Source organism: Alkanindiges illinoisensis (assembly GCF_004377485.1).
Classification (GTDB): Bacteria; Pseudomonadota; Gammaproteobacteria; order Pseudomonadales; family Moraxellaceae; genus Alkanindiges; species Alkanindiges illinoisensis_A.
This window is the reverse complement of sequence record NZ_SNTY01000010.1, coordinates 13,773-38,255: the sequence shown is the minus strand read 5'-3', so window position 1 is coordinate 38,255 and position 24,483 is coordinate 13,773. Positions and strand designations below refer to the sequence as shown.

General features: G+C 47.2%; 28 protein-coding genes. 16 read left to right on the top strand and 12 right to left on the bottom strand.

Going from position 1 to position 24,483, the window contains the following annotated elements:
• Positions 1-25: 25 nt before the first annotated feature.
• The 7 genes from prpF (at position 26) to E2B99_RS14970 (ending at position 3,938) form a co-directional block, all read left to right on the top strand.
• On the top strand, positions 26-1,243 hold the full coding sequence (gene prpF, locus E2B99_RS02710) for a 2-methylaconitate cis-trans isomerase PrpF (RefSeq protein ID WP_134243448.1): 1,218 nt from the start codon (positions 26-28) through the stop codon (positions 1,241-1,243).
• 109 nt (positions 1,244-1,352) lie between these two features.
• Positions 1,353-1,670, top strand: a complete 318-nt coding sequence (locus E2B99_RS02705; protein ID WP_134243447.1) for a hypothetical protein — start codon at positions 1,353-1,355, stop codon at positions 1,668-1,670.
• Between the two features lie 40 nt (positions 1,671-1,710).
• The gene (locus tag E2B99_RS02700; RefSeq protein WP_134243446.1) at positions 1,711-2,208 is read left to right on the top strand and encodes a metal-dependent hydrolase; all 498 of its coding nucleotides are present in this window, start codon (positions 1,711-1,713) and stop codon (positions 2,206-2,208) included.
• A complete protein-coding gene (locus E2B99_RS02695; RefSeq protein ID WP_134243445.1) occupies positions 2,205-2,561 on the top strand; it encodes an MGMT family protein in 357 nt (118 codons plus the stop codon). Before E2B99_RS02700 ends, E2B99_RS02695 begins: the two co-directional genes overlap by 4 nt.
• Before the next feature lie 21 nt (positions 2,562-2,582).
• Complete coding sequence (locus tag E2B99_RS02690) at positions 2,583-3,122, top strand: GNAT family N-acetyltransferase (RefSeq protein WP_134243444.1); 540 nt, start codon at positions 2,583-2,585, stop codon at positions 3,120-3,122.
• Between the two features lie 221 nt (positions 3,123-3,343).
• Entirely contained in the window at positions 3,344-3,793 is a 450-nt protein-coding gene (locus E2B99_RS15060; RefSeq protein ID WP_430981439.1) for a MarC family protein, read from the top strand.
• A complete protein-coding gene (locus E2B99_RS14970) occupies positions 3,762-3,938 on the top strand; it encodes a MarC family protein (RefSeq protein ID WP_430981438.1) in 177 nt (58 codons plus the stop codon). Before E2B99_RS15060 ends, E2B99_RS14970 begins: the two co-directional genes overlap by 32 nt.
• Positions 3,939-3,979: 41 nt before the next feature.
• On the opposite strand, the gene E2B99_RS14545 is transcribed toward E2B99_RS14970, so the two are convergent.
• Complete coding sequence (locus E2B99_RS14545; protein ID WP_166738971.1) at positions 3,980-4,135, bottom strand: hypothetical protein; 156 nt, start codon at positions 4,133-4,135, stop codon at positions 3,980-3,982.
• A gap of 161 nt (positions 4,136-4,296) precedes the next feature.
• Positions 4,297-5,994 (bottom strand): acyl-CoA synthetase, encoded by a 1,698-nt coding sequence (locus E2B99_RS02680; RefSeq protein ID WP_134243443.1) that lies wholly within the window; start codon positions 5,992-5,994, stop codon positions 4,297-4,299.
• Between the two features lie 428 nt (positions 5,995-6,422).
• Between E2B99_RS02680 and thrS the strand changes: the two genes are divergently transcribed.
• From thrS to E2B99_RS02665, 3 genes are all read left to right on the top strand, one after another.
• Positions 6,423-8,345, top strand: a complete 1,923-nt coding sequence (gene thrS, locus E2B99_RS02675) for a threonine--tRNA ligase (protein ID WP_134243442.1) — start codon at positions 6,423-6,425, stop codon at positions 8,343-8,345.
• A 5-nt stretch (positions 8,346-8,350) separates the two neighbouring features.
• On the top strand, positions 8,351-8,902 hold the full coding sequence (infC, locus tag E2B99_RS02670; RefSeq protein ID WP_084494831.1) for a translation initiation factor IF-3: 552 nt from the start codon (positions 8,351-8,353) through the stop codon (positions 8,900-8,902).
• Between the two features lie 201 nt (positions 8,903-9,103).
• A complete protein-coding gene (locus E2B99_RS02665; protein WP_134243441.1) occupies positions 9,104-9,760 on the top strand; it encodes a hypothetical protein in 657 nt (218 codons plus the stop codon).
• Between the two features lie 115 nt (positions 9,761-9,875).
• Here E2B99_RS02665 and E2B99_RS02660 read toward each other — a convergent pair whose 3' ends face one another.
• The 6 genes from E2B99_RS02660 to E2B99_RS02635 all read right to left on the bottom strand — a co-directional run bounded on the left by E2B99_RS02660 (position 9,876) and on the right by E2B99_RS02635 (position 14,628).
• Complete coding sequence (locus E2B99_RS02660) at positions 9,876-10,163, bottom strand: PA4642 family protein (RefSeq protein WP_134243440.1); 288 nt, start codon at positions 10,161-10,163, stop codon at positions 9,876-9,878.
• A 369-nt stretch (positions 10,164-10,532) separates the two neighbouring features.
• Positions 10,533-10,805 carry a cell division topological specificity factor MinE gene (gene minE / locus E2B99_RS02655; protein ID WP_026471910.1) on the bottom strand — a complete coding sequence of 91 codons (273 nt, stop codon included), beginning with the start codon at positions 10,803-10,805 and terminating at the stop codon, positions 10,533-10,535.
• Between the two features lies 1 nt (position 10,806).
• Positions 10,807-11,619: a septum site-determining protein MinD gene (gene minD / locus E2B99_RS02650; protein WP_134243439.1), complete on the bottom strand. Its 813-nt coding sequence runs from the start codon at positions 11,617-11,619 to the stop codon at positions 10,807-10,809.
• 78 nt (positions 11,620-11,697) lie between these two features.
• Positions 11,698-12,414, bottom strand: a complete 717-nt coding sequence (minC, locus tag E2B99_RS02645) for a septum site-determining protein MinC (RefSeq protein ID WP_134243438.1) — start codon at positions 12,412-12,414, stop codon at positions 11,698-11,700.
• Between the two features lie 148 nt (positions 12,415-12,562).
• A complete protein-coding gene (locus E2B99_RS02640) occupies positions 12,563-13,669 on the bottom strand; it encodes an ion transporter (RefSeq protein WP_240687700.1) in 1,107 nt (368 codons plus the stop codon).
• Between the two features lie 8 nt (positions 13,670-13,677).
• Positions 13,678-14,628, bottom strand: a complete 951-nt coding sequence (locus E2B99_RS02635; protein WP_134243437.1) for an acyltransferase — start codon at positions 14,626-14,628, stop codon at positions 13,678-13,680.
• A 325-nt stretch (positions 14,629-14,953) separates the two neighbouring features.
• Here E2B99_RS02635 and E2B99_RS02630 point away from each other — a divergent pair, with 325 nt between their 5' ends.
• The 3 genes from E2B99_RS02630 (at position 14,954) to E2B99_RS02620 (ending at position 17,261) form a co-directional block, all read left to right on the top strand.
• Positions 14,954-15,598 carry an OmpA family protein gene (locus tag E2B99_RS02630; RefSeq protein ID WP_134243436.1) on the top strand — a complete coding sequence of 215 codons (645 nt, stop codon included), beginning with the start codon at positions 14,954-14,956 and terminating at the stop codon, positions 15,596-15,598.
• Positions 15,599-15,830: 232 nt separating this feature from the next.
• Positions 15,831-16,658 (top strand): DUF2846 domain-containing protein, encoded by an 828-nt coding sequence (locus tag E2B99_RS02625; protein ID WP_134243435.1) that lies wholly within the window; start codon positions 15,831-15,833, stop codon positions 16,656-16,658.
• Between the two features lie 93 nt (positions 16,659-16,751).
• Entirely contained in the window at positions 16,752-17,261 is a 510-nt protein-coding gene (locus tag E2B99_RS02620; protein WP_134243434.1) for a hypothetical protein, read from the top strand.
• Between the two features lie 55 nt (positions 17,262-17,316).
• Here the strand turns inward: E2B99_RS02620 and E2B99_RS02615 are convergent, their stop codons facing one another.
• Complete coding sequence (locus E2B99_RS02615) at positions 17,317-18,855, bottom strand: fumarate hydratase (protein ID WP_134243433.1); 1,539 nt, start codon at positions 18,853-18,855, stop codon at positions 17,317-17,319.
• Positions 18,856-19,017: 162 nt separating this feature from the next.
• Between E2B99_RS02615 and E2B99_RS02610 the strand changes: the two genes are divergently transcribed.
• On the top strand, positions 19,018-19,500 hold the full coding sequence (locus E2B99_RS02610) for an NUDIX domain-containing protein (RefSeq protein WP_240687699.1): 483 nt from the start codon (positions 19,018-19,020) through the stop codon (positions 19,498-19,500).
• 8 nt (positions 19,501-19,508) lie between these two features.
• Here the strand turns inward: E2B99_RS02610 and E2B99_RS02605 are convergent, their stop codons facing one another.
• Positions 19,509-20,753 carry a YihY family inner membrane protein gene (locus tag E2B99_RS02605; protein ID WP_134243431.1) on the bottom strand — a complete coding sequence of 415 codons (1,245 nt, stop codon included), beginning with the start codon at positions 20,751-20,753 and terminating at the stop codon, positions 19,509-19,511.
• Positions 20,754-20,883: 130 nt separating this feature from the next.
• Between E2B99_RS02605 and wrbA the strand changes: the two genes are divergently transcribed.
• Positions 20,884-21,504, top strand: coding sequence for an NAD(P)H:quinone oxidoreductase (wrbA, locus tag E2B99_RS02600; RefSeq protein ID WP_134243430.1), 621 nt, complete (start codon positions 20,884-20,886; stop codon positions 21,502-21,504).
• Positions 21,505-21,614: 110 nt separating this feature from the next.
• Here the strand turns inward: wrbA and E2B99_RS02595 are convergent, their stop codons facing one another.
• Both E2B99_RS02595 and E2B99_RS02590 read right to left on the bottom strand, forming a co-directional pair.
• Positions 21,615-22,325, bottom strand: a complete 711-nt coding sequence (locus E2B99_RS02595) for a DUF3108 domain-containing protein (protein ID WP_240687698.1) — start codon at positions 22,323-22,325, stop codon at positions 21,615-21,617.
• Positions 22,326-22,609: 284 nt separating this feature from the next.
• Positions 22,610-23,317, bottom strand: coding sequence for a hypothetical protein (locus E2B99_RS02590; protein WP_134243429.1), 708 nt, complete (start codon positions 23,315-23,317; stop codon positions 22,610-22,612).
• 267 nt (positions 23,318-23,584) lie between these two features.
• Here E2B99_RS02590 and E2B99_RS02585 point away from each other — a divergent pair, with 267 nt between their 5' ends.
• Positions 23,585-24,475 (top strand): energy transducer TonB, encoded by an 891-nt coding sequence (locus tag E2B99_RS02585; protein WP_134243428.1) that lies wholly within the window; start codon positions 23,585-23,587, stop codon positions 24,473-24,475.
• The last annotated feature ends 8 nt before the right edge of the window (positions 24,476-24,483 follow it).

The window sequence follows — 24,483 nt, the reverse complement described above, 5'->3', positions numbered from 1 at the left end:
ATTTTAACAACGTACTGGAACCACAATGACTGCCACCCAAACCTACGCGCCACAAGTTAAAATCCCGGCCACCTATATGCGTGGTGGCACCAGCAAAGGGGTGTTTTTTCGCTTAACTGATCTGCCCGAAGCAGCGCAAGTGCCCGGTGCTGCGCGTGACAAGCTGTTTATGCGCGTGATTGGCAGCCCTGATGCGTACGGCGCGCATATTGATGGCATGGGTGGTGCAACGTCGAGCACCAGCAAGTGCGTAATCTTGTCCAAAAGCAGCCAGCCAGATCACGATGTTGATTATCTGTATGGTCAGGTATCCATTGACAAGGCCTTTGTAGACTGGAGCGGCAACTGCGGCAATTTGTCCACTGGGGCAGGTGCCTTTGCGCTGCATGCCGGGCTGGTAGACCCAAGCCGCATTCCACAAAATGGCATGTGCGAAGTGCGTATCTGGCAGGCCAACATTGGCAAAACCATTATTGCGCATGTGCCTGTAACCAATGGGGAAGTGCAGGAAACCGGTGATTTTGAGCTGGATGGCGTGACGTTTCCAGCCGCAGAAATTGTACTGGAATTCATGAATCCATCCGAAGACGGCGAAGGTTCCATGTTTCCTACCGGCAATCTGGTGGATGAACTGGAGGTTGAAGGTGTAGAGGGAATAACCACTCTAAAAGCCACCATGATTAGTGCGGGCATTCCTACTGTATTTGTGAATGCAGAAGACATTGGCTATACAGGCACCGAACTGCGTGAAACCATCAATACCGACCCTGCGGCGCTGGCCAAGTTTGAAGCCATTCGTATTGCTGGGGCGTTGCGCATGGGCTTGATTAAAGACCCAAGCGAGGCTGCCACGCGACAGCACACCCCAAAAATTGCCTTTGTGGCCAAGCCAAAGGATTATGTGGCGTCTAGCGGCAAAGAGATTAAAGCTAATGACGTTGACCTGCTGGTACGTGCGTTGTCCATGGGCAAGCTGCACCATGCCATGATGGGCACGGCAGCAGTGGCGATTGGGACAGCCGCAGCTATTCCGGGCACGCTGGTGAATCTGGCAGCAGGTGGTGCCAGTGCTTCTGGTGAAGGTCGACAGGCAGTGCGGTTTGGCCATCCTTCCGGTACATTGCGCGTGGGTGCCGAAGCCAGGCAAGTGAATGGTGAGTGGACTGTGACCAAGGCTATCATGAGCCGTAGCGCCCGTATTTTAATGGAAGGCTGGGTGCGTGTGCCGGGTGATTCCTTTTAACGCATTGCACTAATAACGCATTGCATTAAGAAAACTTTATGAACACCAGCGTATTGCTAGCAGTGCGCTGGTAAATAAACCAGTGATTACAACAAAGTGAATTAAAATAATGCCTGCAAAAATTTTATTGTCCGTCAGCTTGCTGTTAAGCACGATAAGTATTCCAGCCTTTGCCAGTCCGGTTAATGCAGCCAGCAAGAATGCGCTACCCAAAGAGGCTCAGCAATTTCTGAATCGCTATGAACTGTGTGGGCATTTTGCCGGTGAGTTTAATGGGGATCGTTCTGAACGTGATGCCGAGCTGAACCGTGAAATGGAAAAATTACGTTGCGGCAGTATGGATCAGGAAGAAAAGGCCTTTCGTAAAAAGTATGCCCATAACAAAAAAGTCATGGCAGCCCTGATTCAGCTTGATGCACCTTATTAATAACAGCAACGTAATGCTGAACATGGGGTAATTATTTCGCATGCCATTTACTCCCATTCATCTAGGTGCAGGACTGGCGGCCAAAGCCATTGGCCAAAGACAATTTAGCCTGATGATTTTTGCAGGTTCGCAGGTGCTTATGGATATTGAGCCATTGCTGGGCATCATTTATGGCTGGCCGGTATTGCATGGCATCAGTCATAGCTTGGGTGGCGCACTGCTGATTGGTACGTTTGCAGCATTGATTGGCAAGCCTATTAGCCAGTGGGTGCTACGTTGTTTTATGTATGATCAATGGCTAATCACGTGGCCGGTTGGCTTTATCAGTGCCTATGTTGGCACATTTTCCCATATTGCCCTTGATGCCATCATGCACAGTGATATAAATCCCTTTTGGCCCTTGCTGCGTGGTAATCCATGGCTAGGCATCATCACCATAAACCAGTTGCATTTGCTTTGTCTGGTCTTGGGGATAATTGGCGGGGTAATAATCGCTGTGCAAAAATATCGGCACAAGCCAGCAGCCAAATCAGCATGAATATAGCCAAAGAAACAAAGGTTAAGCAATTGAAGATCAGGCAACCAACGATTTATCAAGATATTTTTCAGGTGGTGGCCCTGATTCCCTATGGCAAGGTTGCCACGTATGGACAGGTTGCTGCCCTGGCTGGTTATCCGCGCCATGCACGTCTGGTAGGTTATGCCTTGAATCGTATATTGGCGCCTGACAGTGAGTTGCCCTGGCACCGGGTAATTAATGCGCAAGGCCGTTTAAGCCTGCATAAACTTGATATTCATGCTGAAGATCTGCAACGGTTTAAACTCGAACAGGAAGGCGTAGTATTTGTAGAGGGGCGGGTTAATCTTAAAACGTTTCAATGGCAACCTTAGCCAATTGGATTTAAGTCTGGTATGTCTATTTCTCTCGATTCCGCTTTCACATTAGTTCGTTGCCAGTTTGAGCCACATGGCCAAGCCATTCTGGCCATTTTCAACCACGCCATTTTGCACACGCTATCGCTGTATGAGTACCAACCACGCAGCCTGCATGACATCAGGTTATGGTTTGACTTTAAAGCCAAGGCAGGTTTTCCGGTGCTGGGACTGGTGAATGATCAAGGGCAGTTGCTGGGCTTTGCTTCCTATGGCCCGTTTCGGCCACAGGCGGCTTTTGTCCATACCATTGAACATTCGATTTATATGCGCCCAGATCAGCAGGGCAAAGGGCTAGGCAACATTCTATTGCAAGCCATTATTGATGAAGCCAGTCGGCAGCAGTTTCATAGCATGGTGGCCGCCATCGACAGCACTAATACTGCCAGCATTGCATTACACCAGAAATTCGGCTTTCAGCACACGGGCACCATCCATCAGGCCGCCTACAAATTTGAGCACTGGCTGGATCTGGTGTTTTACCAGCTTCTGCTACCCAGTGCAGAGTTAGCGACATAGCTCTTCTGCACAATATGTTTATTAGTGGCTAGCAAAATATAGCCTGAAAAACTTGCAAGTTTGCTACACATTACAACTAGTGGTTCATGCGGGTGCAACCTATGGTCAGTAGGCTGGCTGTGTTGTCGTTTGTGAAATTAAGACAATTTTAGCGAAGTGAAAATATCGAACTTTCCTGCAAATCCAGCAGTGATTCACCTCAAAATAAATGGAATAAACCCATGACAATGATCTCCGCTGCTGTCTTGTTATTTCTGGTCATGGACCCGCTGGGTAATGTGCCCATGTTTATTTCAGCCCTAAAAAATGTGGCTGCAGAACGTCAGAATACCGTGATTGTGCGTGAGCTGCTGATTGCACTGCTATTGCTGGTGATTTTTTTGTTTGCAGGCCAGCACTTGCTGAGCTGGTTTCATATTACCGACCCGGCGTTAACCGTATCCGGTGGCGTCATTCTATTTTTAATTGCCATTCGCATGGTATTTCCATCACATGAAAAACCCTTGCAGGAAGGCATTGATGGCGAGCCGTTAGCCGTTTATCGTGCCGCTGGCCGTGCCTTATGTGGTAGGGCCGTCCGCCATTGCTACGGTAATGCTGATGATGACCCGCAACCCGGAACGCTGGCCCGAATGATTAATGGCGGTGTTTCTGGCATGGCTGGCCTCTAGCCTGATCCTGTTTTTTGCCACCAAGCTCAAGCGTTTTTTAAGCCAGCGTGTGCTGATTGCCATTGAACGCCTGATGGGTATGCTGCTGATTACCTTAGCTGTGCAAATGCTGATGACCGGAATTCACCAGTTTATGCACACCTAAACTTAGGCCAGTTCAGCGCTTTATCAAAAGTCCGGCTGGCCTTAGTGCCATTGCTGGTCAAGCGCATGTAATGCCTGCACAATGGTTTGAATTTCGCTGGCCTTTTGCTGATCTTCCAGTGACAAAATCAACCGGGCAGGTAACTGCATTTGCTGTAAATACTGGGCAATTTCGGTTTTTAAGCGCAGGTCCTTCATGGCATTTCTCAGGCTGGTATTGATGTGACCTTCAGCATAGGTAAAATTATAATATTGGTAAAACAGTCTATTTTTATAAATTCAATCGTTTTTATGAATTAAAAACTTAAACCTAAAATAAGGCCACCTTTAGGAAGTGGCCCTGTATATAAATGCCTTGCTTAAGCCGAAGTTTTGCCTTGTTTTAGCCAGTCACGCAGTACAAATTTTTGCAGCTTGCCGGTAGAGGTTTTTGGAATTTCGGACACAATGATGTCCTTGGGCACCTTGAACTTGGCCAGATGCTGCCTGCAATGCGCCAGCAATTCATCGATGCTGGTGTGTTCATGGCCTTTTTTGAGTTCAACAAAGGCACAAGGGACTTCCTGCCATTTATCATCAGGCTTGGCCACGACCGCCGCGGTTAAAATGGCTGGATGACGATACAGCGCTTCTTCCACTTCCAGCGAGGAAATATTTTCACCACCGGAAATAATCACATCCTTGGAGCGGTCGGTAATCTTGGCATAGCCATCGCTGTGCGCTACTGCAAGATCACCGCTATGGAACCAGCCACCGGCAAATACCTCCTGCGTGGCTTGCGGATTTTTCAGATAACCTTTCATCACAATATTGCCGCGAAACATGATTTCGCCCAAGGTCTGTCCGTCATTTGGCACAGGTTGCATGGTTTGCGGGTCAAGCACGCGCATGGCATCCTGCAAATGATAGGGCACGCCCTGGCGGCTGTTACGCTCGGCCTGACTTGCAATATCCAGTGCTGCCCAGTCATCCTGCTTGGCACAGAGCGCTGCCGGGCCATAGGTTTCAGTTAGGCCATAAGTGTGGGTAATGTTAAAGCCCAGGCGTGCCATCCCTTCAATAATAGCTGCTGGCGGCGCAGCTCCGGCGACCATGGCTTGTACCTGATGATTCACTGGCACACGTTCATGTTCCGGCGTGTTAATCAGCATGTTATGCACAATTGGCGCACCGCAGAAATAGCCAACCTTGTACCGGGCAATCAGCTCAAAAATCTTCACCGGCTCAACCTTGCGCAGGCACACACTGGTTCCGGCATTGGCTGCCATGCTCCACGGAAAGCACCAGCCGTTGCAGTGAAACAGCGGTAGTGTCCACAAATAAGTGGAATGTGGTGGCATCCCCCACGCCAGCAGGTTACTGGCTGCATTTAAGTAAGCACCGCGATGATGATAAACCACACCTTTGGGATTGCCCGTAGTGCCCGAGGTATAATTCAGGCTAATGGCATTCCATTCATCACTGGGCAATTGCCAGTCAAATTCAGGATTGCCTTGCGCAATCCAGCTTTCATATTCCAGCTCGCCAATGCGGTCATCCGCACCCTGCCACTCGCTGTCTGCCACATCGATCACCACGATGCTTTGTTTAGAACTGCTTTGTTCAGAATTGTTCTGTTCAGCACTGTCTTTTTCAAGAGCGGCCTGGCTAAGCTGTGCCAGTGCTTCACGGGCAACGGGTACAAATTCTGGGTCAACCAGCAACACCTTGCTTTCAGCATGTTGCAGGATAAAGGCAATGGTATTGGCATCTAAGCGCGTATTGATGGTATTGAGCACCGCGCCAGTCATGGGCACGGCGAAGTGGGCTTCAAGCATGGCCGGGATATTGGGCAGCAGGGTAGAGACCGTATCATTTTTACCAATGCCCAGTTTTGTCAGCTGGTCGGCAAACTGACGGCAGCGTGCATAGGTTTGCTGCCAGCTTAAATGGCGCTCGCCATGAATAATTGCAGTACGTGTTGGATAAATCATTGCAGTACGTGCCAGATAACTTAAGGGTGACAGCGGCACAAAATTGGCAGGCGTGCGGGGCAGTTCATCATAGGCGTGTGGCATTTTTATTCTCGTCAGTTCAGTTTAATTTAAGGCTTGGCTAATTGATGATTGGCAAATTAATGGTTTCAAATTCCGGTTTGTATTGCTGCTTGGGTTATCTGGCTTTCGGCAACTGATTTTTAGAAACTGATTTCATACTTCCATATAGCCAGTTTTGCCTACTTTGTCAGGCGGCATTCAGGCATATCATTTTGCTTAAAAACCGAAAAAATGTCTGTAAGGCCTAGGTTGGCTAGCCATTGCCGTCAATAGTTGCTAAAGTGTGCGTTTTTTATGGCAAAGCCAGCGATTGATGCCAGTTTAAGCTTGTCTGATAGTAGTCTATCCGGCAATTTAGCGTCAATTTGCATATTTTGGTTTGCCATCACATTTATCATCTCGCGGTGATATGCCCTTTGGTATAGGGCATCACTCCTTAAGGATACATTATGCCTGTTATTACCCTGCCCAATGGCGACCAGAAACAATTTGACCATCCTGTATCAGTGATGGACGTTGCATTAAGCATTGGTCCCGGTCTTGCCAAAAATACCATTGCCGGAAAAGTCAATGGCCAGCTGCGCGATGCCTCTGACCTGATCAATGATGATGCCACGGTGCAGATTATTACGCCCAAAGACGATGAAGGCGTCGAAATTATTCGCCATTCCTGTGCGCACCTGATTGGCCATGCGGTCAAGCAATTGTTCCCGGACGTCCAGATGGTGATTGGGCCGGTCATTGAAGAAGGCTTTTATTACGATATTTTTAGTCCGCGTCCTTTCACGCCGGATGACATGGCGGCCATTGAAAACCGCATGAAAGACCTCATTAATGAGGAATATGACGTTATTAAAAAAATGACACCGCGCGATGAAGTCATCAAAACCTTTACCGAACGCGGTGAAAGCTACAAGTTGCGTCTGGTAGATGACATGCCGGACGAGCAGGCCATGGGGCTATATTACCATCAGGAATATGTCGACATGTGCCGTGGTCCGCATGTACCGAACACCCGATTCTTAAAAGCCTTTAAACTGACCAAGCTGTCTGGTGCCTACTGGCGCGGCGATGCCAAGAATGAGCAGCTACAGCGGATTTATGGCACTGCCTGGGCTGACAAAAAACAGCTGGCTGCCTATATCCAGCGCATTGAAGAAGCCGAAAAACGCGATCACCGTAAAATTGGTAAGGCACTGGATTTGTTCCACTTGCAGGAAGAAGCACCCGGCATGGTGTTCTGGCATCCGAATGGCTGGACCATTTATCAGGTGCTTGAACAGTACATGCGCAAGGTGCAGCGCGACAATGGCTATCAGGAAATCCGCACGCCACAAGTGGTGGATCTGGTGCTGTGGGAAAAGTCCGGACATGCGGCCAACTATGCTGAAAACATGTTCATCACCAATTCTGAAAGCCGCACTTATGCAGTAAAGCCGATGAACTGCCCCTGCCATGTGCAGGTGTTTAATCAGGGCTTAAAATCCTACCGTGATCTGCCGTTACGTCTGGCCGAGTTTGGTTCCTGTCACCGTAACGAGCCATCCGGTTCCCTGCATGGCATTATGCGGGTGCGTGGCTTTACACAGGACGATGCGCATATTTTCTGTACCAAAGAGCAAATTGCAGACGAAGTCGCCGCATTTATCAAGCTGACACTGGATGTCTACAAAGACTTTGGTTTTGAAGACGTGCAAATGAAGCTGTCTACCCGTCCTGAAAAGCGGGTGGGTAGTGAAGAAATGTGGGATACCGCTGAAAAAGCGCTGGCTGATGCACTGGATGCGGCAGGCCTGCCGTGGGAGTTGCAACCGGGCGAAGGTGCGTTTTATGGCCCGAAAATTGAATTTAGCCTAAAAGACTGTCTGGGCCGGGTGTGGCAGTGCGGGACGATCCAGTGCGATCCGAACATGCCGGAGCGTCTGGACGCCAATTTCGTCACTGAAGACAATAACCGTGACCATCCTGTCATGTTGCACCGTGCAATACTTGGCAGTTTCGAGCGTTTTATTGGTATACTAATTGAACACTACGCCGGTTATATGCCGCCGTGGCTTGCGCCTGTTCAGGCGTGCGTGATGAATATTACCGATGCACAAAGTGATGCGTGCAAAAATGTTACTCAACTGTTAAATCAGCGTGGTTTACGCGTAATCAGTGACTTGAGAAACGAGAAAATCGGATTTAAGATTCGCGAACGTACCCTTGAGCGTATTCCGTACCTGCTGGTCATGGGTGACCGTGAGGTGGAAGAAGGCACAGTTAACGTGCGTACGCGTACCGGGAAGAATTTGGGAACCATGTCCATTGAAGCCTTCATTGAACTGGTTCAATCCGCCGTTGCCGAACGTGGCCGGTATATTTTGGAGTAATAGCGATTAAACAGCCTGACCGTAACCCGCAACAAGTTGCCAAGAGCAACCGCCCTGCCATCAACGATGAAATCCGTGCCAAAGAAGTACGACTGGTTGATGAAGCAGGGGAACAAAAAGGGATTGTGCCATTAACTGAAGCACTGCGTGCCGCTGAAGCCGTTGAACTTGACCTGGTCGAGATCGTGGCCAATGCTGAGCCGCCAGTGTGCAAGATCATGGACTACAACAAGCATTTGTTTGACCTGAAACAAAAGCAGAAAGATGCCAAGAAGAAGCAGCATCAGGTTCAGGTGAAGGAAATCAAGCTACGTCCGGGTACGGATGTAGGCGATTATCAGGTCAAACTGCGTTCCATCCTGCGTTTTCTGGAAGATGGCGATAAGGTAAAAATTACCTTGCGTTTCCGTGGTCGTGAAATGGCGCACCAGGAGCTGGGCCTCAAGCAGTTGCAAAAGATCGAAGGTGACGTGGCTGAATTTGGTGTTGTTGAACAGCAGCCCAAAATGGAAGGCCGTCAAATGGGTATGCTCATTGGACCCAAAAAGAAAAAATAACGGTTTCTGATTATTTTTTCTAAAAAAAAGCGATGCTATGTAAGTGGCATCGCTTTTTTATTGGTATTTTTTAGGAATGACTTTTTGATGCTGCCAATGGGGTTAGGATTTTTTATTGAAAAGATGCTTTTTTTATACCTGTAAACAATGCTACAGTCGCTGCACAAACAAGAATATGGATATAGGATGGAGATGGTTAGGATGCGTGCATTCACAACAATTAAACTGCTATCTGTGGCGTTCGCTACCCTGGTGAGTACCCAAAGTTTTGCACTTGGCCTGGGTGGCCAGTTATTGTATTCCAATCCTGAAGTAAAAGATTACGATGGGCTAAATTTTGATCTTGCTGGTGTTTCCGGCACCTTGCAGTTGGGTGAATTTGACAGCTTGCTGGCACCCGCAGTGCATGCCCAGTTTGCAACGGGCAGTGGCGATACTCCCAATGGCAAAACTGACGTCAATTATTTTGAGGTCACCGGCACAGGCGGTGTACTGATTTATGACCAGAATAATATTGTCGTGCGAGGGGTTGCTGGCATTGGCATTGGTATTGCCGATATTGATGTGCGGGCAACCAACATTAATAATGATACCGATGCTTCTTTTGTGGTTTTTCCGTTTTCTGTGGAAGCCAGCTATCTGGTTCCCAACACCAATTTAAGTTTTTTTGCCAATGCAGGCTATAAGCTTTATCTGGATGTCGCCGATGAGCGGATTCGCTGTGCTGATGGTACTGTCTCTTCAGATACCGGCTATAATGTCTGTAATGGCAAAGGCGGCTTTGCATCGGATAGCGAATTTCCGGTTGGAAAAATGGATGGTGTGCAGCTTGGCGTTGGCATCAAACTGTTCTACTAGCCTCGATCTTTAGTTGGGTTAAAATCCAGCCATAAAAAAAGCGGGGCATCATAGCACCGCTTTTTTACGTTCAATAAGACCCAATTATCTCTGGGAAATATCCTTGATCAGCGAATCAGCCAAACTTGGCCAACACATCTAAAAAAGGCTGAGCCTGACTGGCATATTGTGCAATCACCTGATGAATGGTCTGGCCCTGTGGATTGGTTGCATGAATATTACGACCATCTGCCACAAACTTGGTCAGCAGCCGTTCAAAATCATAAGGGCGCATGTGTTTAAACGCTGTATAAAGCACTGAATAATCAGCATCAGTCCCGTGTGGTGGCAAATGATTTAAATAAGCAAAGACGCGGGAATCAGGCCATTCTTCATTAAATGTTGCAGGTTGTGAAACGGCCATGCGGCTCTCCTGTGAGGTCAATCAAAAGCAATTCACGCGTATAGGCAAAGTTGCTTTAAAAATAAAAGGTAAAAAATGAGGCAGATATAAATGGCTTAGCGAAAGCGCTGCACAAAGTTAATAAAGCTTACCCACTTAAAGCAGAGTTTTTGTCTAGCAGCAGTAAATGGGAGATATACCTCGCAAGGCGCAGCAGCTTTTTTTAAACCAGTCCACTCGAAGCATAGCTTCTCGTCTTGCGGCGGTAAAAAGCAATGCTTTTTTTAACCCGCCTCATAGTTTGCCTGAGTTTGCCAGACAGGTAAAATGAGAAAAACTGAAAACCCTCATCATTTTTCCCGTACTGGCTTTACTGATTTAAAGAATAGCCTAGCGTTCTTCAGGCAGGTTAATGTTCATTTCCAGCATTTCAATGTCTGCTTCAGAGCGCACGCTCATTTGCACGTCCTGCTCATCCACACCACGAACATAACGATTAACCACTTCCATAATTTCAATTTTCATGCGGTCAATCTTGTCCTGACTCAAGCGACGGCCCAGACGGTTTTCGCTGGCCACAATAACTTTCAAGCGATCCTTCGCAGCCTTGGCACTGGTCGGCTTTTCATCATTCTTAAATAAATTACTCCAGAAACCAGCCATGTTATCCTCCAAATAGTCGAGCTAACCAACCCTGTTTTTGTGGTTGAATGTGACGGTAGGGACGCTCTTCACCCAGAAAACGTGCCACCAGATCATCATAGGCTTCACTGGCCTTGGAGTCGTTTTCACGAATAACGGGAACGCCCTGGTTAGACGCATTCAGTACTGATGGGCATTCTGGAATGACACCCAGGGTTGGAATCTTTAAAATATCATCAGCAATATCTTCAATGCTCAGCATTTCCTCACGCTGGGCACGGTTGGGATCAAAACGGGTAATCACCAGATGCTTGCGGATGCGTCCTTCATTGCGCTCAACTTTTTTGGTTTTACTGTCCAGCATGCCAATGATGCGGTCAGAGTCACGCACAGAGGAAATTTCAGGGTTGGTAACAATTAAAGCTTCATCAGCGTGATACATGGCCAGAATGGCACCACGCTCAATACCAGCAGGTGAGTCACAGATAATGTAATCAAATTCCTGTGCCAGCTCGTCAATGACACGGCCAACGCCTTCGTCACTCAAGGCATCCTTATCACGGGTTTGTGAGGCAGGCAGGATATACAGGTTATCAATGTCACGGTCCTTGATCAGGGCCTGTTGCAGACGTGCTTCATTGTTGATGACATTCACCAGATCATAAACCACACGGCGTTCACAACCCATGATCAAATCAAGGTTACGCAAGCCCACATCAAAATCAATGACGACAGTCTTGTGGCCACGCTGAGCCAGTCCTGTTGCAAAAGATGCACTTGTCGTGGTCTTACCAACGCCACCTTTGCCTGATGTTACGACAACAATTTTGGCCACCGAATAAACTCCTGTGTGAAATTACAGCGGGCTAGATATCTGTTATATCTATTGATCTGTATATAATTTATGCATACCTTAATGGGGTAGCAGATGGAATTCAAGTTCCTGATCGGAATTCAGGCAAATATGCACTGATTTGCCAATCCTGTCAGCGGGTATATCATCCGCTACACAATAGGTTCCTGCAATGGATACCAGTTCTGCTTCCAGACGCTGGCAAAAAATCCGGGATTGCTGCTGGCCGCTGGCACCGGCAATAACACGGCCGCGTGCTGTCCCATAAACATGAATGCTGCCTGAGGCAATCACTTCAGAACCGCTGTTCATGTCTGCAATTAAAATAATGTCGCCATCATCTTCATTCAGGCTTTGGCCGGTACGCAATACTTCCTTATGGATAATATTGCGTGCTGCCGGGCGTGGACTGGCTACTGCTGCAACCGGGGCTACTACCGGCTCAATGCTGGGTACGCTAACCGCTGTGTCTTCGGTTGGCTTGATGCGCTGCATGGGCTGGTCACGGTTGAGCACTGGAAACTGGATAATGCGTGCCTGATCACCAAGCTGACCATCAATAACTGCCATGGGTTGCAGGCCAAAATCCACCAGTAGCTGGATTAGGGCAATCAGGTTGTTCTCAACGGTACTGTCCAGAATGACTAGGGTTCCGTTATGTTCTCCCCGGGTACCCAGATGTTTTTCCAGTTCCTTTCTTATTTTGTCATGATCATTGGTTTGAAAAACTAAACGCGAAAAATTGACCATCCGGCCATTAATGCGAATATCGCTCATATTTTGTCCTTAAGGGCTGTATTGCCTGAGCACAGGTATTTAGCCCATCAACTACCATCAAATTGATTTGAATCGTAGTCCAAATTAACTGTTTAAACCAGCCATGTTAAGCCAGTTTTCACCATCATTTATTGTAAAACACAAAAAATTAAGCGTCCGGCACAGATATAGGCTTTCGGGTTGCCCGCTCTAGGTCTTCCTGTACTGCCTGATCCAGCTTCCAGTGCTGAATTTTAACCTGCTGACGAATCACATCAAGGCTTTCAAACACCAGCGATTCCACCAGTTTTTCAAGGGCAGGCGTATCAATCCGGAGCTGGCCCAGATAACTGGCACTGGTATTAATTGCTGCATTAACTGGCTGTTTGGTGGTTGCAGGCTGGGCGAAAGGTTCAATCAGCCCGGCGGTAATATTTTCACCCAGACGCTGACCAATACTTTGCAGTTGCTGTTCCATCAATGAACCAACAACAGGAATCAGGCGCAGCAGGCGGTGCAGTTCCGGTGTATCACTGATGGCCTTGCTTACAATCTGGCCAACCCCTTGTGCAATCTGCTGCTGCTGGGCTTGTAAGGCTGTGGCAAGGTTGTTTTGCAGCACTTCACCCATGGCCTGCTCGATTTGTACCCGGTGACTATTGACCAGTTGATGCAGCAGGTGATGATGGGTTGCACCGGTTTTTAATTCACGTTCAACGCCGTCTAGAATGGTCAGCACAATACGGTCTGACAATTCTTCCATGACCACCTGATAATAAAAACGTCCCGCCTTTAACCAGCTATCTGGCAAGACCTTGTAGCCAAGCTGATATAGGCGATAGCCAATCACAATCGCCCGTAACAGCCGCAAGGCACGGAAGGTCGGAATACAGGCCAGAAATTCATACCAGTGAATAAATGGAAAGAAAAACCAGCGGTGATGATGCCTGAAAACAATGGCTACCAGCCAGCGTACCAGTAGTTCAATCACCAGATAAATGGTAACCCATTCATCCACGGTTTGAACCACAGGATGTAACTGCTCCCGGTATTCATAAACCCAGCCTGTCTGACCAATAAACTGGGCGGCCGAAAGTCCGATATTGGTAAACATCAGATGATCAATGGCAATGGTCAGCAGATTTACGACAATCAGTACCATCATCAGAATGTCGTAAATTAAAAAGGCACGCCAGGCACGGGTAGGTGGCTTGTGGCCCGGCAGCTCGTCGGGTGAATTCAGAGTAGGGTCATTAGGCTGGGCAGTTGGATTCATTTAACCCATCACGTTGAGGATTGATGGGAAAGACCCGGTAAATCAGGACTCAGGCTTTGTTCGGTTCCTGCAAAGCGTTGAAGCATTTGTTCAATGCGCTGATCCTTGTCCTGCCACAGCTGGGTGACCCAGTCCTGAAAGCGCGCACGGTAAGCCATGTCTTCTTCATAGTCACCAGCCAGTACCCAGTCCGGCAATTCAACCTGACGAATATCCACACCAATCCGTCGCACACGTCCTGTCCAGAAATCGCCGTAGGTTGGGATGCCGTCCGGATACACAATGGTCATGTCCATGAGCGCATCAATTTCCTTGCCCAGAATTTGTAGCGCCAGTGCAATGCCACCAGTCTTGGGTTTGAGCAAATGCTGGTAAGGCGAATTTTGTTCCTGATGTTTGCTTGCAGTAAAACGGGTGCCTTCCAGATAATTGAGCAACGTATAAGGCTGGCGCTGCAAATTAGAGCAAGCGCGTTTGGCTTCTTCCAGATCCTGCAACTTCAAGGCTGGATTCTTGGCAATCGCCTGCTTGCTATGGCGTTTCATCATGGGAAAGCCCAGAATTTTGAAGGCCAATCCTAAAAATGGAATAAAGATCAGTTCCCACTTGGTAAAAAAGCGGGTTAGCGGCATGCGTGTCAGGCCAACATACTGCATGATGGTGGTATCTACCCAGCTTTGATGGTTGCACATCAGCAGATAACGCCCATCCAGACTTAATTCGGTAGGCAGGGTAATTTGCCAGTCAATATCCGGCAACACATGATCAATCAGCCAGTTATTCACACCCAGCCAGCTATTGGTTAAACCAATTGCCATTTCATCAATTTTGCGCGAGGGAATGATGGTTTTGAGCAAGCCCAGTGTCAGGACTGGCGGCCCATGCAAAAAAGTGCTTGATGTAATGGCAGTTGCAATGGTCAGGCCACGCAGCTTTTCAGCCACTTTCTTGTTTTTCATAAATTTGTCTAATACAGCCATAAAGCGACTTTCTCACTTGCAACGTAATTTACCGTCCTGATGGTAAAAAAGAATAGGGGAGAGTGCAAATTGCATTTTGTTCCAAAAAGCAGCCACGGCCTGAATTAATCCGTCTCAAGCCAACCTGCCTTAAAGAAATAGGAGAAAACCAGACAAAAATGGCCTAATTGATTAGAAATAAAGCAAATGCTCAACCCAAATGTAACAAAAAAATTATTTGTTAACAAAAAGAGTATAGTGCTGGAAAACATTCCTGCTCAGAATGTTTTCCAGCAAGTTCAATAAATTACTAAGGAGAAAATCCATGCGTGCACTTGTGATTACAGCGTTGGTGGGTAGCTTGTCATTGGCGGGTTGTACTACTGATCCAACAACTGGTCAGCGTGATTATAATAAAACTGCAATTGGTGCCGGTTTGGGTGCCCTGCTGGGTGCTGGTGTTGCTAAATCTAATGGCGATTCTGACAAGGCTGGTCGTGCCGCTGCAATTGGTGGAGTTGTAGGTGCAGCTGGTGGTTATTTCCTCGATCAAAAAGAGAAAAAATTGCGTCAGCAAATGGCAGGTACCGGGGTTGATGTATCCCGTAATCCTGATGGTTCCATTGCACTGGTGATGCCAGGCAACATTACTTTTGCCACCAATTCTGCCAGCATTAGCCCAAGTTTCTACTCTACACTGGATAAAGTTGCTGCTACGCTGACTGAAGACACCAAAACCGCAATTGTGGTTAGCGGTCATACTGACAGCACAGGTAGTGATGCCATTAACCTGCCATTGTCACAAAACCGTGCTAATGCGGTGGCCAGCTACCTGATCAACAAAGGTGTTACCAGCAACCGTATCAATGCACAGGGTTATGGTTCTGCCCAGCCAGTTGCTTCCAATGCCACTGCTGAAGGCAAGCAACAAAACCGTCGTGTTGAGCTGAGCATTTATGCACGTCAATAAGCGTTAATTTTCAGACGAAAAAACCGGCAATTTATGCCGGTTTTTTTATAGGTTTTCAAAACTGAAATAAAAGCCAAAAGTTTTATTCGTCGCATAAACCACTGCAAGGATTCATTTTAGAGAATGTTTTATGTTATTTTGCCAAGGCTAGTGTTAGGATGCTAGTGTTAAGAGCGATCTAGCTGCATTGAAGCAGTGAGTAAACAACAAGATAAAACGCCTGAGGGAAGCCATGCGTTATTTACCAATGCATTATTTACCAGTCATTACACTGTTGGCAGCTGCATTCACAGGATGTGCCACAACACCTAAACCTGAGGCAACCCAGGCACATAAGTTTGATTTGTTTGGGTTAATTAAGTACAAGCAGCAGCCAAACGAAGAGGCAATTGCCAATCCTTCGACCTTAAAAACCATTGATTATGCCCATACTGATCCGCACAAGAACCGGTTTCGGCTTGATCCGTTTTCAGTGGGTGGCTGGGTAAACCAGAATGAAGGCGAGCCATTCAAGCAGGTGATGCCCACTACCACCAATTCTGCCATTGTGTATTTATACCGCACCCACAGTACCTGGAATCATCAGGAAATTGTTGCGCCCAACTTCTTTTTAAATGACAAGCGCATTCCAAGCCTGCTGGATAACCACTACTACTGGATTGAGTTGCCTGCAGGAACCTATCGCCTGAATATCAGCCGCCCGGTAGGGGTGATTCATTTCCAGAAAGGGACGGCAGTTGATTTTTCTGTAGAAGCAGGCAAAAGCTACTTTTTACGCTATGAAGAGCAAAAATTCCGTGGTACACCCAATAAAGCGGATGGGCTGCTAAAAGCCGGGCCACTGATGCAGATGCCAACTGAGCAGGCCTTGCGTGAAATCAGTGGCACCACCTTAAGAACACCGGGCTATAGCTTTGTGAAACGTGACAATATTGATCAGCCGGAACTGGCAGCCTTTAATGGTAAAGCGCCAGACAAGGTCAATAAAAAGCAACTTGAAGAGAAAAAGCAGCTTCATCTGGACAAGCCATTCAAACTGTGGAATCCGCTAACCTGGTAAGTGAAAAGGTATTCAAAAAGCCGTATGGGTAATGTCATACGGCTTTTTTATTGCTTAACCGTTCACTGAAAGCTGACCTAATTGTGGAGTTTGATGCAAGCAATGCAAAAAAATACATTAGCCGTAGAAATATTAAAAAATTTGATAGTTGCTATTATCACTAGTGGGGTGATAGCAGCTCCAAGGATGGCTACCTTTTTTATTTTTGTGATGATGGTTATTATTATTGGTTTACCTTATTGGTTATATACAGCGTATAAAATTCCAGAAAAACGACTACCATTCTTAATCAATAGTATGGTTTGGGCGATTACATTGAGTATAGCTTTAGGTGTACATACCTGGCGTGCTTATGTTGTAAGTCAGGAAGCGGATATAATTATTTTTAAAATTCAAAAGTACGAGCAAAAAAATGGACTTTATCCTAAATCAATTGAAGATATTGGTTTATCACGAGAGTATCTTAGAAAAAAGTTGGGAATGTCTGGATATTCTTTGTATGAGCCAAATGAGCCTCATTTTATTTATGCGGATACTCGAATGCCTTTTGCTACCTATAGCTACGATTTCGCAGCAAAGAAATGGCTACATCAGACAGATTAAGCCCACTGATAAGTGCAGCGCCATCAATTAAATGGCGTTGCACTTATCTCATCAATTAACCCGCGGCATCCGTGACAGGAATTTTACCAATCTTGGCTTGCCAGATTTTTGGCGCAGTGGCATGTACTGAGGTGCCATTGACATCTACAGCCACAGACACCGGCATATCTTCCACCACGAACTTGTAAATGGCTTCCATGCCTAAGTCTGCAAAGGCAACCACTTCGGCTTCACGCACGGCTTTGGAGACCAGATAAGCAGCACCGCCCACAGCCATCAAATAGGATGCACCATGCTTTTTGATGGCTTCGACGGCAGCAGGGCCACGCTCGGCCTTACCAATCATGCCAAACAGGCCAGTATGTTCCAGTACCTTGTCGGTAAATTTGTCCATGCGGGTAGCTGTGGTGGGGCCAGCCGGGCCAACCACTTCATCACGCACCGGATCAACCGGGCCAACGTAATAAATAAACTTGCCTTGCAGGTCAACCGGCAACTCTTCACCATTGTTAATCATGTCTACCATGCGCTTGTGTGCCGCATCACGGCCTGTGTACATGGTGCCAGACAGCAGCAGGGTGTCCCCCGGTTGCCAGGCATTCATTTCTTCCCGGGTCAGGGTATCCAGATTCACGCGTTTGGATTTGGAGGTCGACCAGGTCACTTGCGGCCAGTCTTCCAGTTTCGGGGTAGGCATGTGTGCAACGCCTGAGCCATCCAGATGGAAATGCGCATGGCGGGTCGCAGCACAGTTTGGAATCATGGCAACGGGTTTACCGGCAGCATGGCATGGATAATCCTTGATCTTGATATCCAGTACGGTGGACAGGCCACCCAGACCTTGCGCGCCAATACCTAACGCATTCACTTTTTCATACAGCTCAATACGCAGTTCTTCCAGCTTGTTTTGCGGGCCACGAATCAACAGATCATGCATGTCGATGTCTTCCATGAGGGCTTCCTTGGCCAGCAGCACTGCTTTTTCAGCCGTACCGCCAATCCCAATACCCAACATGCCCGGTGGACACCAGCCTGCACCCATGGTAGGTACGGTTTTTAGTACCCAGTCCACAATCGAATCAGACGGATTGAGCATCACCAGTTTGGATTTGTTCTCAGAACCGCCACCTTTGGCTGCAACAGTCACATGTACCTGATTGCCCGGAACCAGTTTGTAATGGATCACGGCAGGGGTATTGTCCTTGGTGTTCTGACGGCCAAATGCAGGGTCACGCAAAATGGAAGCACGCAGCACGTTGGTATTTTCCAGATAGCCCTGACGCACGCCTTCATTGATCGCATCATCCAGGCTCATGCTGAGGTCAAACCGCACATCCAGACCCACTTCCATAAACACGTTAACAATGCCGGTATCCTGACAAATCGGACGATGGCCTTCGGCACACATGCGGGAGTTAATCAAAATCTGGGCAATGGCATCCTTGGCCGCAGGGTTGGCCTCAGCTTCATAAGCACGATTCATGGCCTGAATGAAATCCAGCGGATGGTAATAGGAAATAAACTGAAGCGCGTCTTTAATTGAGGTAATCAGGTCATCCTGTTTGATGACAGTCTGTGTTGCAAAAGAGGTCATATTAGGGTCTCGCAGAGGGTTTTACTGGCCAATCGCAACATTGGGCTGGCGTTTGCGTGCAGTGCGGCGATTATACAAAAAACATACCGCAATGTGAGATACTTTAGTCCTGTCCTGAAAAATAAGCTGCCTTATAGTGATCAATAAAGCCTGTCCGGTGGTTTGCGCCAGCATCTTAATGCCAAAATAAAGTACCTTGAAATACTGGCTTTTGGGCATCCTCTTGCCGGACTGCAACTGGTAAAAGGAACCATAGAGCTAGGAAAGTTGCCAACGCAGGCCGCCTTACGTGAATTACGGGAAGAAGCAGGAATTCAGGCAAGTGTAATCTGCCACTTATGTAATCAAAAAAATGCAGCAACTGGCCAGCTTTGGCATTTTTATGGGTGTCATGCAAGTAAGGTTTTGCCAGATCAGTGGCAGTTTTTTACGCAGGATGATGGCGGATACTGGTTTGAGTTTTTCTGGCATCCGCTGGTTATCAATAGAAGTCAACAAACAGACTGGCTTGCAAATGAGTCTAAAACAGTTTTAAAAGATTGGCATTCAATGTTTCAACAGGCACTGCAATTTTTACAGCAGCGCCTGACAGCAATTTCCAGTGATGAACTGGACAGAATTTTAAGTTCAATCAGGCATTGCTAAAACAATGATTATTCAGCATCAAAAATCCGTGCCATGGGAATCGACAGTTTGGCTGCCAGATAGTCATCAGATTGCACAAATAGCGGGCCAATCACCTTGAGCCAGCGATCATCACGATGCACACGGCCCAGATCCTCACGCTTGGGTAAGGGATAGTTCAGTGTGCGATAAAATGACCAGAAATCAATAGAATTCAGGTCGCGGCACAGCATGTAATGACCTTCTTCAGTACGTTTGATCAGGTTATTGTCCTCCAGCATTTCCAGATACGATGTTTCATTTTCAAATTCGCCCCGACCCAAGATCGACAAGGCATCCTGATCGCTCACCGCCAGCCCCAGTTTTTGATGATGATAAAACAGCTCCATAATATCCAGTAAAATCAATACAGGATGGCGATTAATGTCGGTGCGGGTAGTAAATGCGGTAATGGCATAGCTCACTTCCACGCCCAGCAAAATCACATTCCATGACAGGAAAATCCATAACAGGAAAATTGGGAAGGCAGCAAAGGCGCCATATACCAGTTCATAGCTGGTAAAATTGCTCATCAGCAGGCCAAAGGACTGGCGCAATCCTTCAAACAGCAAGGCGCTAAACAGGCCAGCAATAAAAGCCGAGGTAATAGGGACACGCCGGTTGGGAATGGTCCAGTACAGTAAGCTAAAGCCAAGCCAGGTTAAAGCAAATGAAATTAACCATAGCCAAAATTCCCCATTTAGCTCATAACCAGCAATATTGTTGCTCAGGAACTTCATGGAAGCCAAAGTTGAGGATACCGCGAAGGCACTGCCCAGCAGGATGGGGCCGAGGGAAATAATCGTCCAGTAGCGCATAAAGCCAATCATGCCGCCACGTGATTTGCTCACGCGCCAGATGTGGTTAAAGGCGTCCTCAATGGAGCTCAGCATGAGGATGGCCGTCACAAACAAAATTAAAATCCCCAGCACGGTCAGGTTGCTGGATGTTTCAGTAAATTTGTTGAGGTACTGCTCGACGGCAACGCCAGTACGTGGCAGCAGGTTACTGTAAATAAAATGCTGTAACTGTTCACGCGCTGGTGCCAGTGCCTTGATTGATGAAATGATTACCAGAAACACTGTGAGCATGGGCACCACGGCAAACAGGGTAGTGTAGGTGAGCGAACCTGCCTGCTGGCGGCATTTATCGGCCTCAAAACGCTCCACCACAAACAGTAAAAATTGAAACCATTCCTTATGATAGAACGGTAATTTTTCCAGCAGTTTTAGCATGGATTTCCCCAATTGCACCTGCATTACAGGTTATGATTTAACAGAACTGGAAAAATCTTAACATTGTTAACTGCTGATTCTGTGTATCTTTTTTGGCATTAATGTCAGCTATTGGCTTATAGGTATTAAAATGTCGCGTTATGTTCTGGTGTTGTATTACAGCAAATATGGCACCACCCGCCAGATGGCACATCTGATTGCAGAAGGAATTGAGCAGGAAGGCCTGCCGTATGGACTGGAAGCCAGAATTCGTACCGTGCCTGAAATTGCCCCGGTTACTACCGTGCAGGCGCCTTCTGTGCCTTTAGAAGGAGAGCTGTACTGCGAGCTTGAAGACTTGCGCCAGTGTGCAGGTTTGGCACTGGGCAGTCCGACCCGCTTTGGCAACATGGCATCGCCACTAAAATATTTTCTGGATCAAACCAGTAGCCTGTGGCTGGCTGGAGATTTGCAAGGCAAGCCAGCTTGTATGTTTACTGCCACGGGTACTATGCATGGTGGGCAGGAAAGCACCCTGCTCAGTATGATGAATCCTTTACTGCATCATGGCATGTTCCTGATGGGCTTGCCGTATGCACATCCAGCGCTGTCGTCTACCCAGCGTGGGGGAACCCCATATGGCGCTAGTTATGTGACCGGCCCCAGTCATGACCAGCCTTTAACTACGGAAGAAAAAAACCTCTGTCTTGCGCAAGGCAGGCGCTTGGCCAAACTGGCACACATCCTGACTGGGCATGAGCGTATTCAATAAGCGTGGTGCAGGTATAACCTGAGCTTAAAATATCAGCAATGATGAAAAGAAAAATCCCCGGAAATATTAATTCCCGGGGATTTACTTGTTAGCCTGTACTAAAACATTGGTTAGGATGGCTTGTAGTTAGTCAGGTTTAAGGTATACACGCTGCCATCATCATTATGGGTAACTTTCACAGGTAAGTAGTCCAGACTTGGCGCCAGCCAGAATACGGTACTTTTATCCTTTTTCTGATGGTTAATGCGAACCTTGACCGCATCGTAACTACCATTGGGCGTATTCACTTTCACCGAGCCTTCATTAACAAACTGGCGTGGCGTAATGTCTTTTTGATCTGCAATCAGGTAAGTGGATTTCAGGCCGCCTTTTTTTAGGTCTTCACGCAGCTGGATTTCCACATTCAGGTCATCCAGCACGCCTGCCTGCCACGGCAACTGACTACTTTTCTGGTCACGCTTAACCTGAATGCTTTTGCTGGCATTGTTGAAGTCGAGGCTGGTTTGCTGGTTATGAACCAGAATTTTGTACTGGCGCTGGTAATGCTGGGACACTACCTGATGATTACTCAGGCTAAATACACTTTTTTCGCTGGCAGTCGCAATGACAGGCACACGGGCATCGAAGTTATATACCCACTGGTTGCCTTGCCGGGACAGTTTGCGCACCGCAGTACCAGATGCCTTGTTATCCAGATTAAAACTATAGGTTGCAGTAAATGGAACTACTGCATAGGCACTGCTCAGCGTGATAGATGCCAGCGCTGTTGCCAAAATGGTTTTGCAGGAAATTTTAGTCAGCATCTGTTTAAAACCAGTCATTGTTATCATCACCTCTGCGATCTCATGCGCTATAACCCTTAAGGCTACAGCTAGGTTTGCTTATGTTCAGTCTACACATAGATGAGGGTAAATTGCTAAACCACAAGGGAGAACAACAGGGGAGCAAGTCTAACGCTTAAAATTTTAACCAATTCACGAAAATAAGATGAATATATGTAGGATTCACAATTCAAGTGTAGATAAATTAAACAAAGCTATTGTTAGTTTTAGTAGAACAAAACGATACAGTAAGCGCTTAAATTCCCCGCCATGAACATAAAACCCTATTTAAAGTCGCTGGGTTTTGGGTCAATGGCAGAGTCAATTTCCTGCAAGCCGTCGTCATCGCCATCCCCATCAAGATCCAGAATCAGGGTATTACGCTGTGGATCACGCCGGAAAATACCCGGCAAATTCAGGTTGGCTTTCAATACAAATTGCCCTTCGCGCAAAATGGCATGATTGACATGAATCTTGTTTAAGGTACGGATCACCTTGTCCGATTTTTCCAGATATTTGTTCAAGCCTAGATATAGCAAATCATGCTTGATTTCAATCACATCCAGCTTTTCCAGAATGAGGCCTAACGGGTCTTTATGCAAAATGCGCTGGAATACATAGACTGCAATGTTAAAGGCAATTCTTTTGAATGCACTGCTAAAACTGGCGCTAATCACCTGCGTTTCACTGATTTGCTCAAACACCAACTGCTGAATGTCTTTGTCCAGCTGCATTTGTACCAGACGCAAATCAACTGAAAGGGTGGTGTAAATGCCCTTATAATCCAATGTGGCGTACAGGCGACACCAGTCATCATAAATATCGGCATGCAGGTCTTTGAGCGCTTCTACATTGTCGGTTACATACTTTTGAATGGTGGCATTGAGCAGGTTTTGCGATAGGGGTAATTCACGTTCTTCCTCAATTAAATCTTCTGCCTTGTGATAAAAGCCTCTAATGTTTTGTGCAATTTTCTTGAAAACGCGTTGCATATCCTAGTTTCTCATTGGCTTGATCACATTGATTGCACAGCATGGTTTGTCTACAATGCTGGCTCACTGCGTGCAGATATAAATCCTTGAATGTATCCAAATTATCACAGTTACTGCTTTATTTTACATGTGATGGTTATAAAAATGAAACCGGAACAGGCACTCTGGGCTTTATTTGAACAATCAGGGCATATAGACGACATTGATACGCCGTGTATAACGCAGGCAATCATGCCTTAACAGGGAAGTAACAGGACTTTTAGCAGCATGACAAAACAGGGTATAGCGCGCCATATTGGCCCGGCAAGTTTTGCCCAGGATCGCCTGTTGCAGGGTGCAGTGGTGGTAGCCTGCCTGTTGCATGTGGCACTGCTGGCCACTACCTTTGTTGCCCCCAATCCACCCAAGGCTGCCATGCAGGACATTGCCATTGCGGTGCATTTAAGTCCACAAAAAGTCACTGATGCTGATTTTATTGCACAGGCTGACCAGCAGGGTGCAGGCGTGTTGCGCAATATCCATCGGATGACCAGTCCGGATCAGCAGGCTGCACCTGTTGATCAGCAGGAAGTGGCTGAACAACTGGCATTGCAAACCGAGAAACAAAGTCAGGCACGTGCAGCATCAGAACAAGTGCTGGTCACGACCTTAAGCTGGCAAAAGCAGACCCGTAATCTTGAGCGCGAGCAGGAAGCGCAAACCCGCGTGTCCAGTAGCCCGGATATAGCGCAACTGGCCATGATTGCCTCGCTGGAAGCACAATATGCCAAGCGCAAGCAGGAATATACCCACAAAACCAATGTGCATACGGTTGATAGTGTGTCGGCGCGCGCGGACGATACGGCACTGTATATGACCAGGTTCACCCAGAAAGTAGAGCAACTGGGCAATAAGCATTATCCACTGGAAGCACGCGCCCAGCATTTGCATGGTGAAGTGCAATTGATGGTGATTTTAATGCCGAATGGTCATATTCGTGCCATCCGCCTGTTGCAGGGTTCTGGCTATCATATTCTCGATGAGGCTGCCAAGGATTCGGTGCGTCAGGCTGCACCGTTTGGCCCGTTTGAGAAAAAAATGAAGGATTATACTGAGCTACGAATTATCAGAACCTGGCGCTTTTCTGAAAATATGGATGAGCTGCAAATTGACCAGTAATTGACGGG

Excerpts from the sequence above, each read along its gene's own strand:
- thrS (WP_134243442.1), top strand. The coding sequence starts at position 6,423 with ATGCCTGTTATTACCCTGCCCAATGGCGACCAGAAACAATTTGACCAT.
- minC (WP_134243438.1), bottom strand. The coding sequence starts at position 12,414 with ATGAGCGATATTCGCATTAATGGCCGGATGGTCAATTTTTCGCGTTTA.
- E2B99_RS02605 (WP_134243431.1), bottom strand. The coding sequence starts at position 20,753 with ATGCTAAAACTGCTGGAAAAATTACCGTTCTATCATAAGGAATGGTTT.
- E2B99_RS02640 (WP_240687700.1), bottom strand. The coding sequence starts at position 13,669 with ATGAATCCAACTGCCCAGCCTAATGACCCTACTCTGAATTCACCCGAC.
- E2B99_RS02590 (WP_134243429.1), bottom strand. The coding sequence starts at position 23,317 with ATGCAACGCGTTTTCAAGAAAATTGCACAAAACATTAGAGGCTTTTAT.
- E2B99_RS02705 (WP_134243447.1), top strand. The coding sequence starts at position 1,353 with ATGCCTGCAAAAATTTTATTGTCCGTCAGCTTGCTGTTAAGCACGATA.
- E2B99_RS02625 (WP_134243435.1), top strand. The coding sequence starts at position 15,831 with ATGCGTTATTTACCAATGCATTATTTACCAGTCATTACACTGTTGGCA.
- E2B99_RS14970 (WP_430981438.1), top strand. The coding sequence starts at position 3,762 with ATGGCGGTGTTTCTGGCATGGCTGGCCTCTAGCCTGATCCTGTTTTTT.
- E2B99_RS02680 (WP_134243443.1), bottom strand. The coding sequence starts at position 5,994 with ATGCCACACGCCTATGATGAACTGCCCCGCACGCCTGCCAATTTTGTG.
- E2B99_RS02620 (WP_134243434.1), top strand. The coding sequence starts at position 16,752 with ATGCAAGCAATGCAAAAAAATACATTAGCCGTAGAAATATTAAAAAAT.
- prpF (WP_134243448.1), top strand. The coding sequence starts at position 26 with ATGACTGCCACCCAAACCTACGCGCCACAAGTTAAAATCCCGGCCACC.
- E2B99_RS02595 (WP_240687698.1), bottom strand. The coding sequence starts at position 22,325 with ATGACTGGTTTTAAACAGATGCTGACTAAAATTTCCTGCAAAACCATT.
- E2B99_RS02630 (WP_134243436.1), top strand. The coding sequence starts at position 14,954 with ATGCGTGCACTTGTGATTACAGCGTTGGTGGGTAGCTTGTCATTGGCG.
- E2B99_RS02615 (WP_134243433.1), bottom strand. The coding sequence starts at position 18,855 with ATGACCTCTTTTGCAACACAGACTGTCATCAAACAGGATGACCTGATT.
- wrbA (WP_134243430.1), top strand. The coding sequence starts at position 20,884 with ATGTCGCGTTATGTTCTGGTGTTGTATTACAGCAAATATGGCACCACC.
- E2B99_RS02635 (WP_134243437.1), bottom strand. The coding sequence starts at position 14,628 with ATGAAAAACAAGAAAGTGGCTGAAAAGCTGCGTGGCCTGACCATTGCA.
- E2B99_RS02700 (WP_134243446.1), top strand. The coding sequence starts at position 1,711 with ATGCCATTTACTCCCATTCATCTAGGTGCAGGACTGGCGGCCAAAGCC.
- E2B99_RS02695 (WP_134243445.1), top strand. The coding sequence starts at position 2,205 with ATGAATATAGCCAAAGAAACAAAGGTTAAGCAATTGAAGATCAGGCAA.
- E2B99_RS14545 (WP_166738971.1), bottom strand. The coding sequence starts at position 4,135 with ATGAAGGACCTGCGCTTAAAAACCGAAATTGCCCAGTATTTACAGCAA.
- E2B99_RS02665 (WP_134243441.1), top strand. The coding sequence starts at position 9,104 with ATGCGTGCATTCACAACAATTAAACTGCTATCTGTGGCGTTCGCTACC.
- E2B99_RS02585 (WP_134243428.1), top strand. The coding sequence starts at position 23,585 with ATGACAAAACAGGGTATAGCGCGCCATATTGGCCCGGCAAGTTTTGCC.
- E2B99_RS02690 (WP_134243444.1), top strand. The coding sequence starts at position 2,583 with ATGTCTATTTCTCTCGATTCCGCTTTCACATTAGTTCGTTGCCAGTTT.
- E2B99_RS02660 (WP_134243440.1), bottom strand. The coding sequence starts at position 10,163 with ATGGCCGTTTCACAACCTGCAACATTTAATGAAGAATGGCCTGATTCC.
- minE (WP_026471910.1), bottom strand. The coding sequence starts at position 10,805 with ATGGCTGGTTTCTGGAGTAATTTATTTAAGAATGATGAAAAGCCGACC.
- E2B99_RS15060 (WP_430981439.1), top strand. The coding sequence starts at position 3,344 with ATGACAATGATCTCCGCTGCTGTCTTGTTATTTCTGGTCATGGACCCG.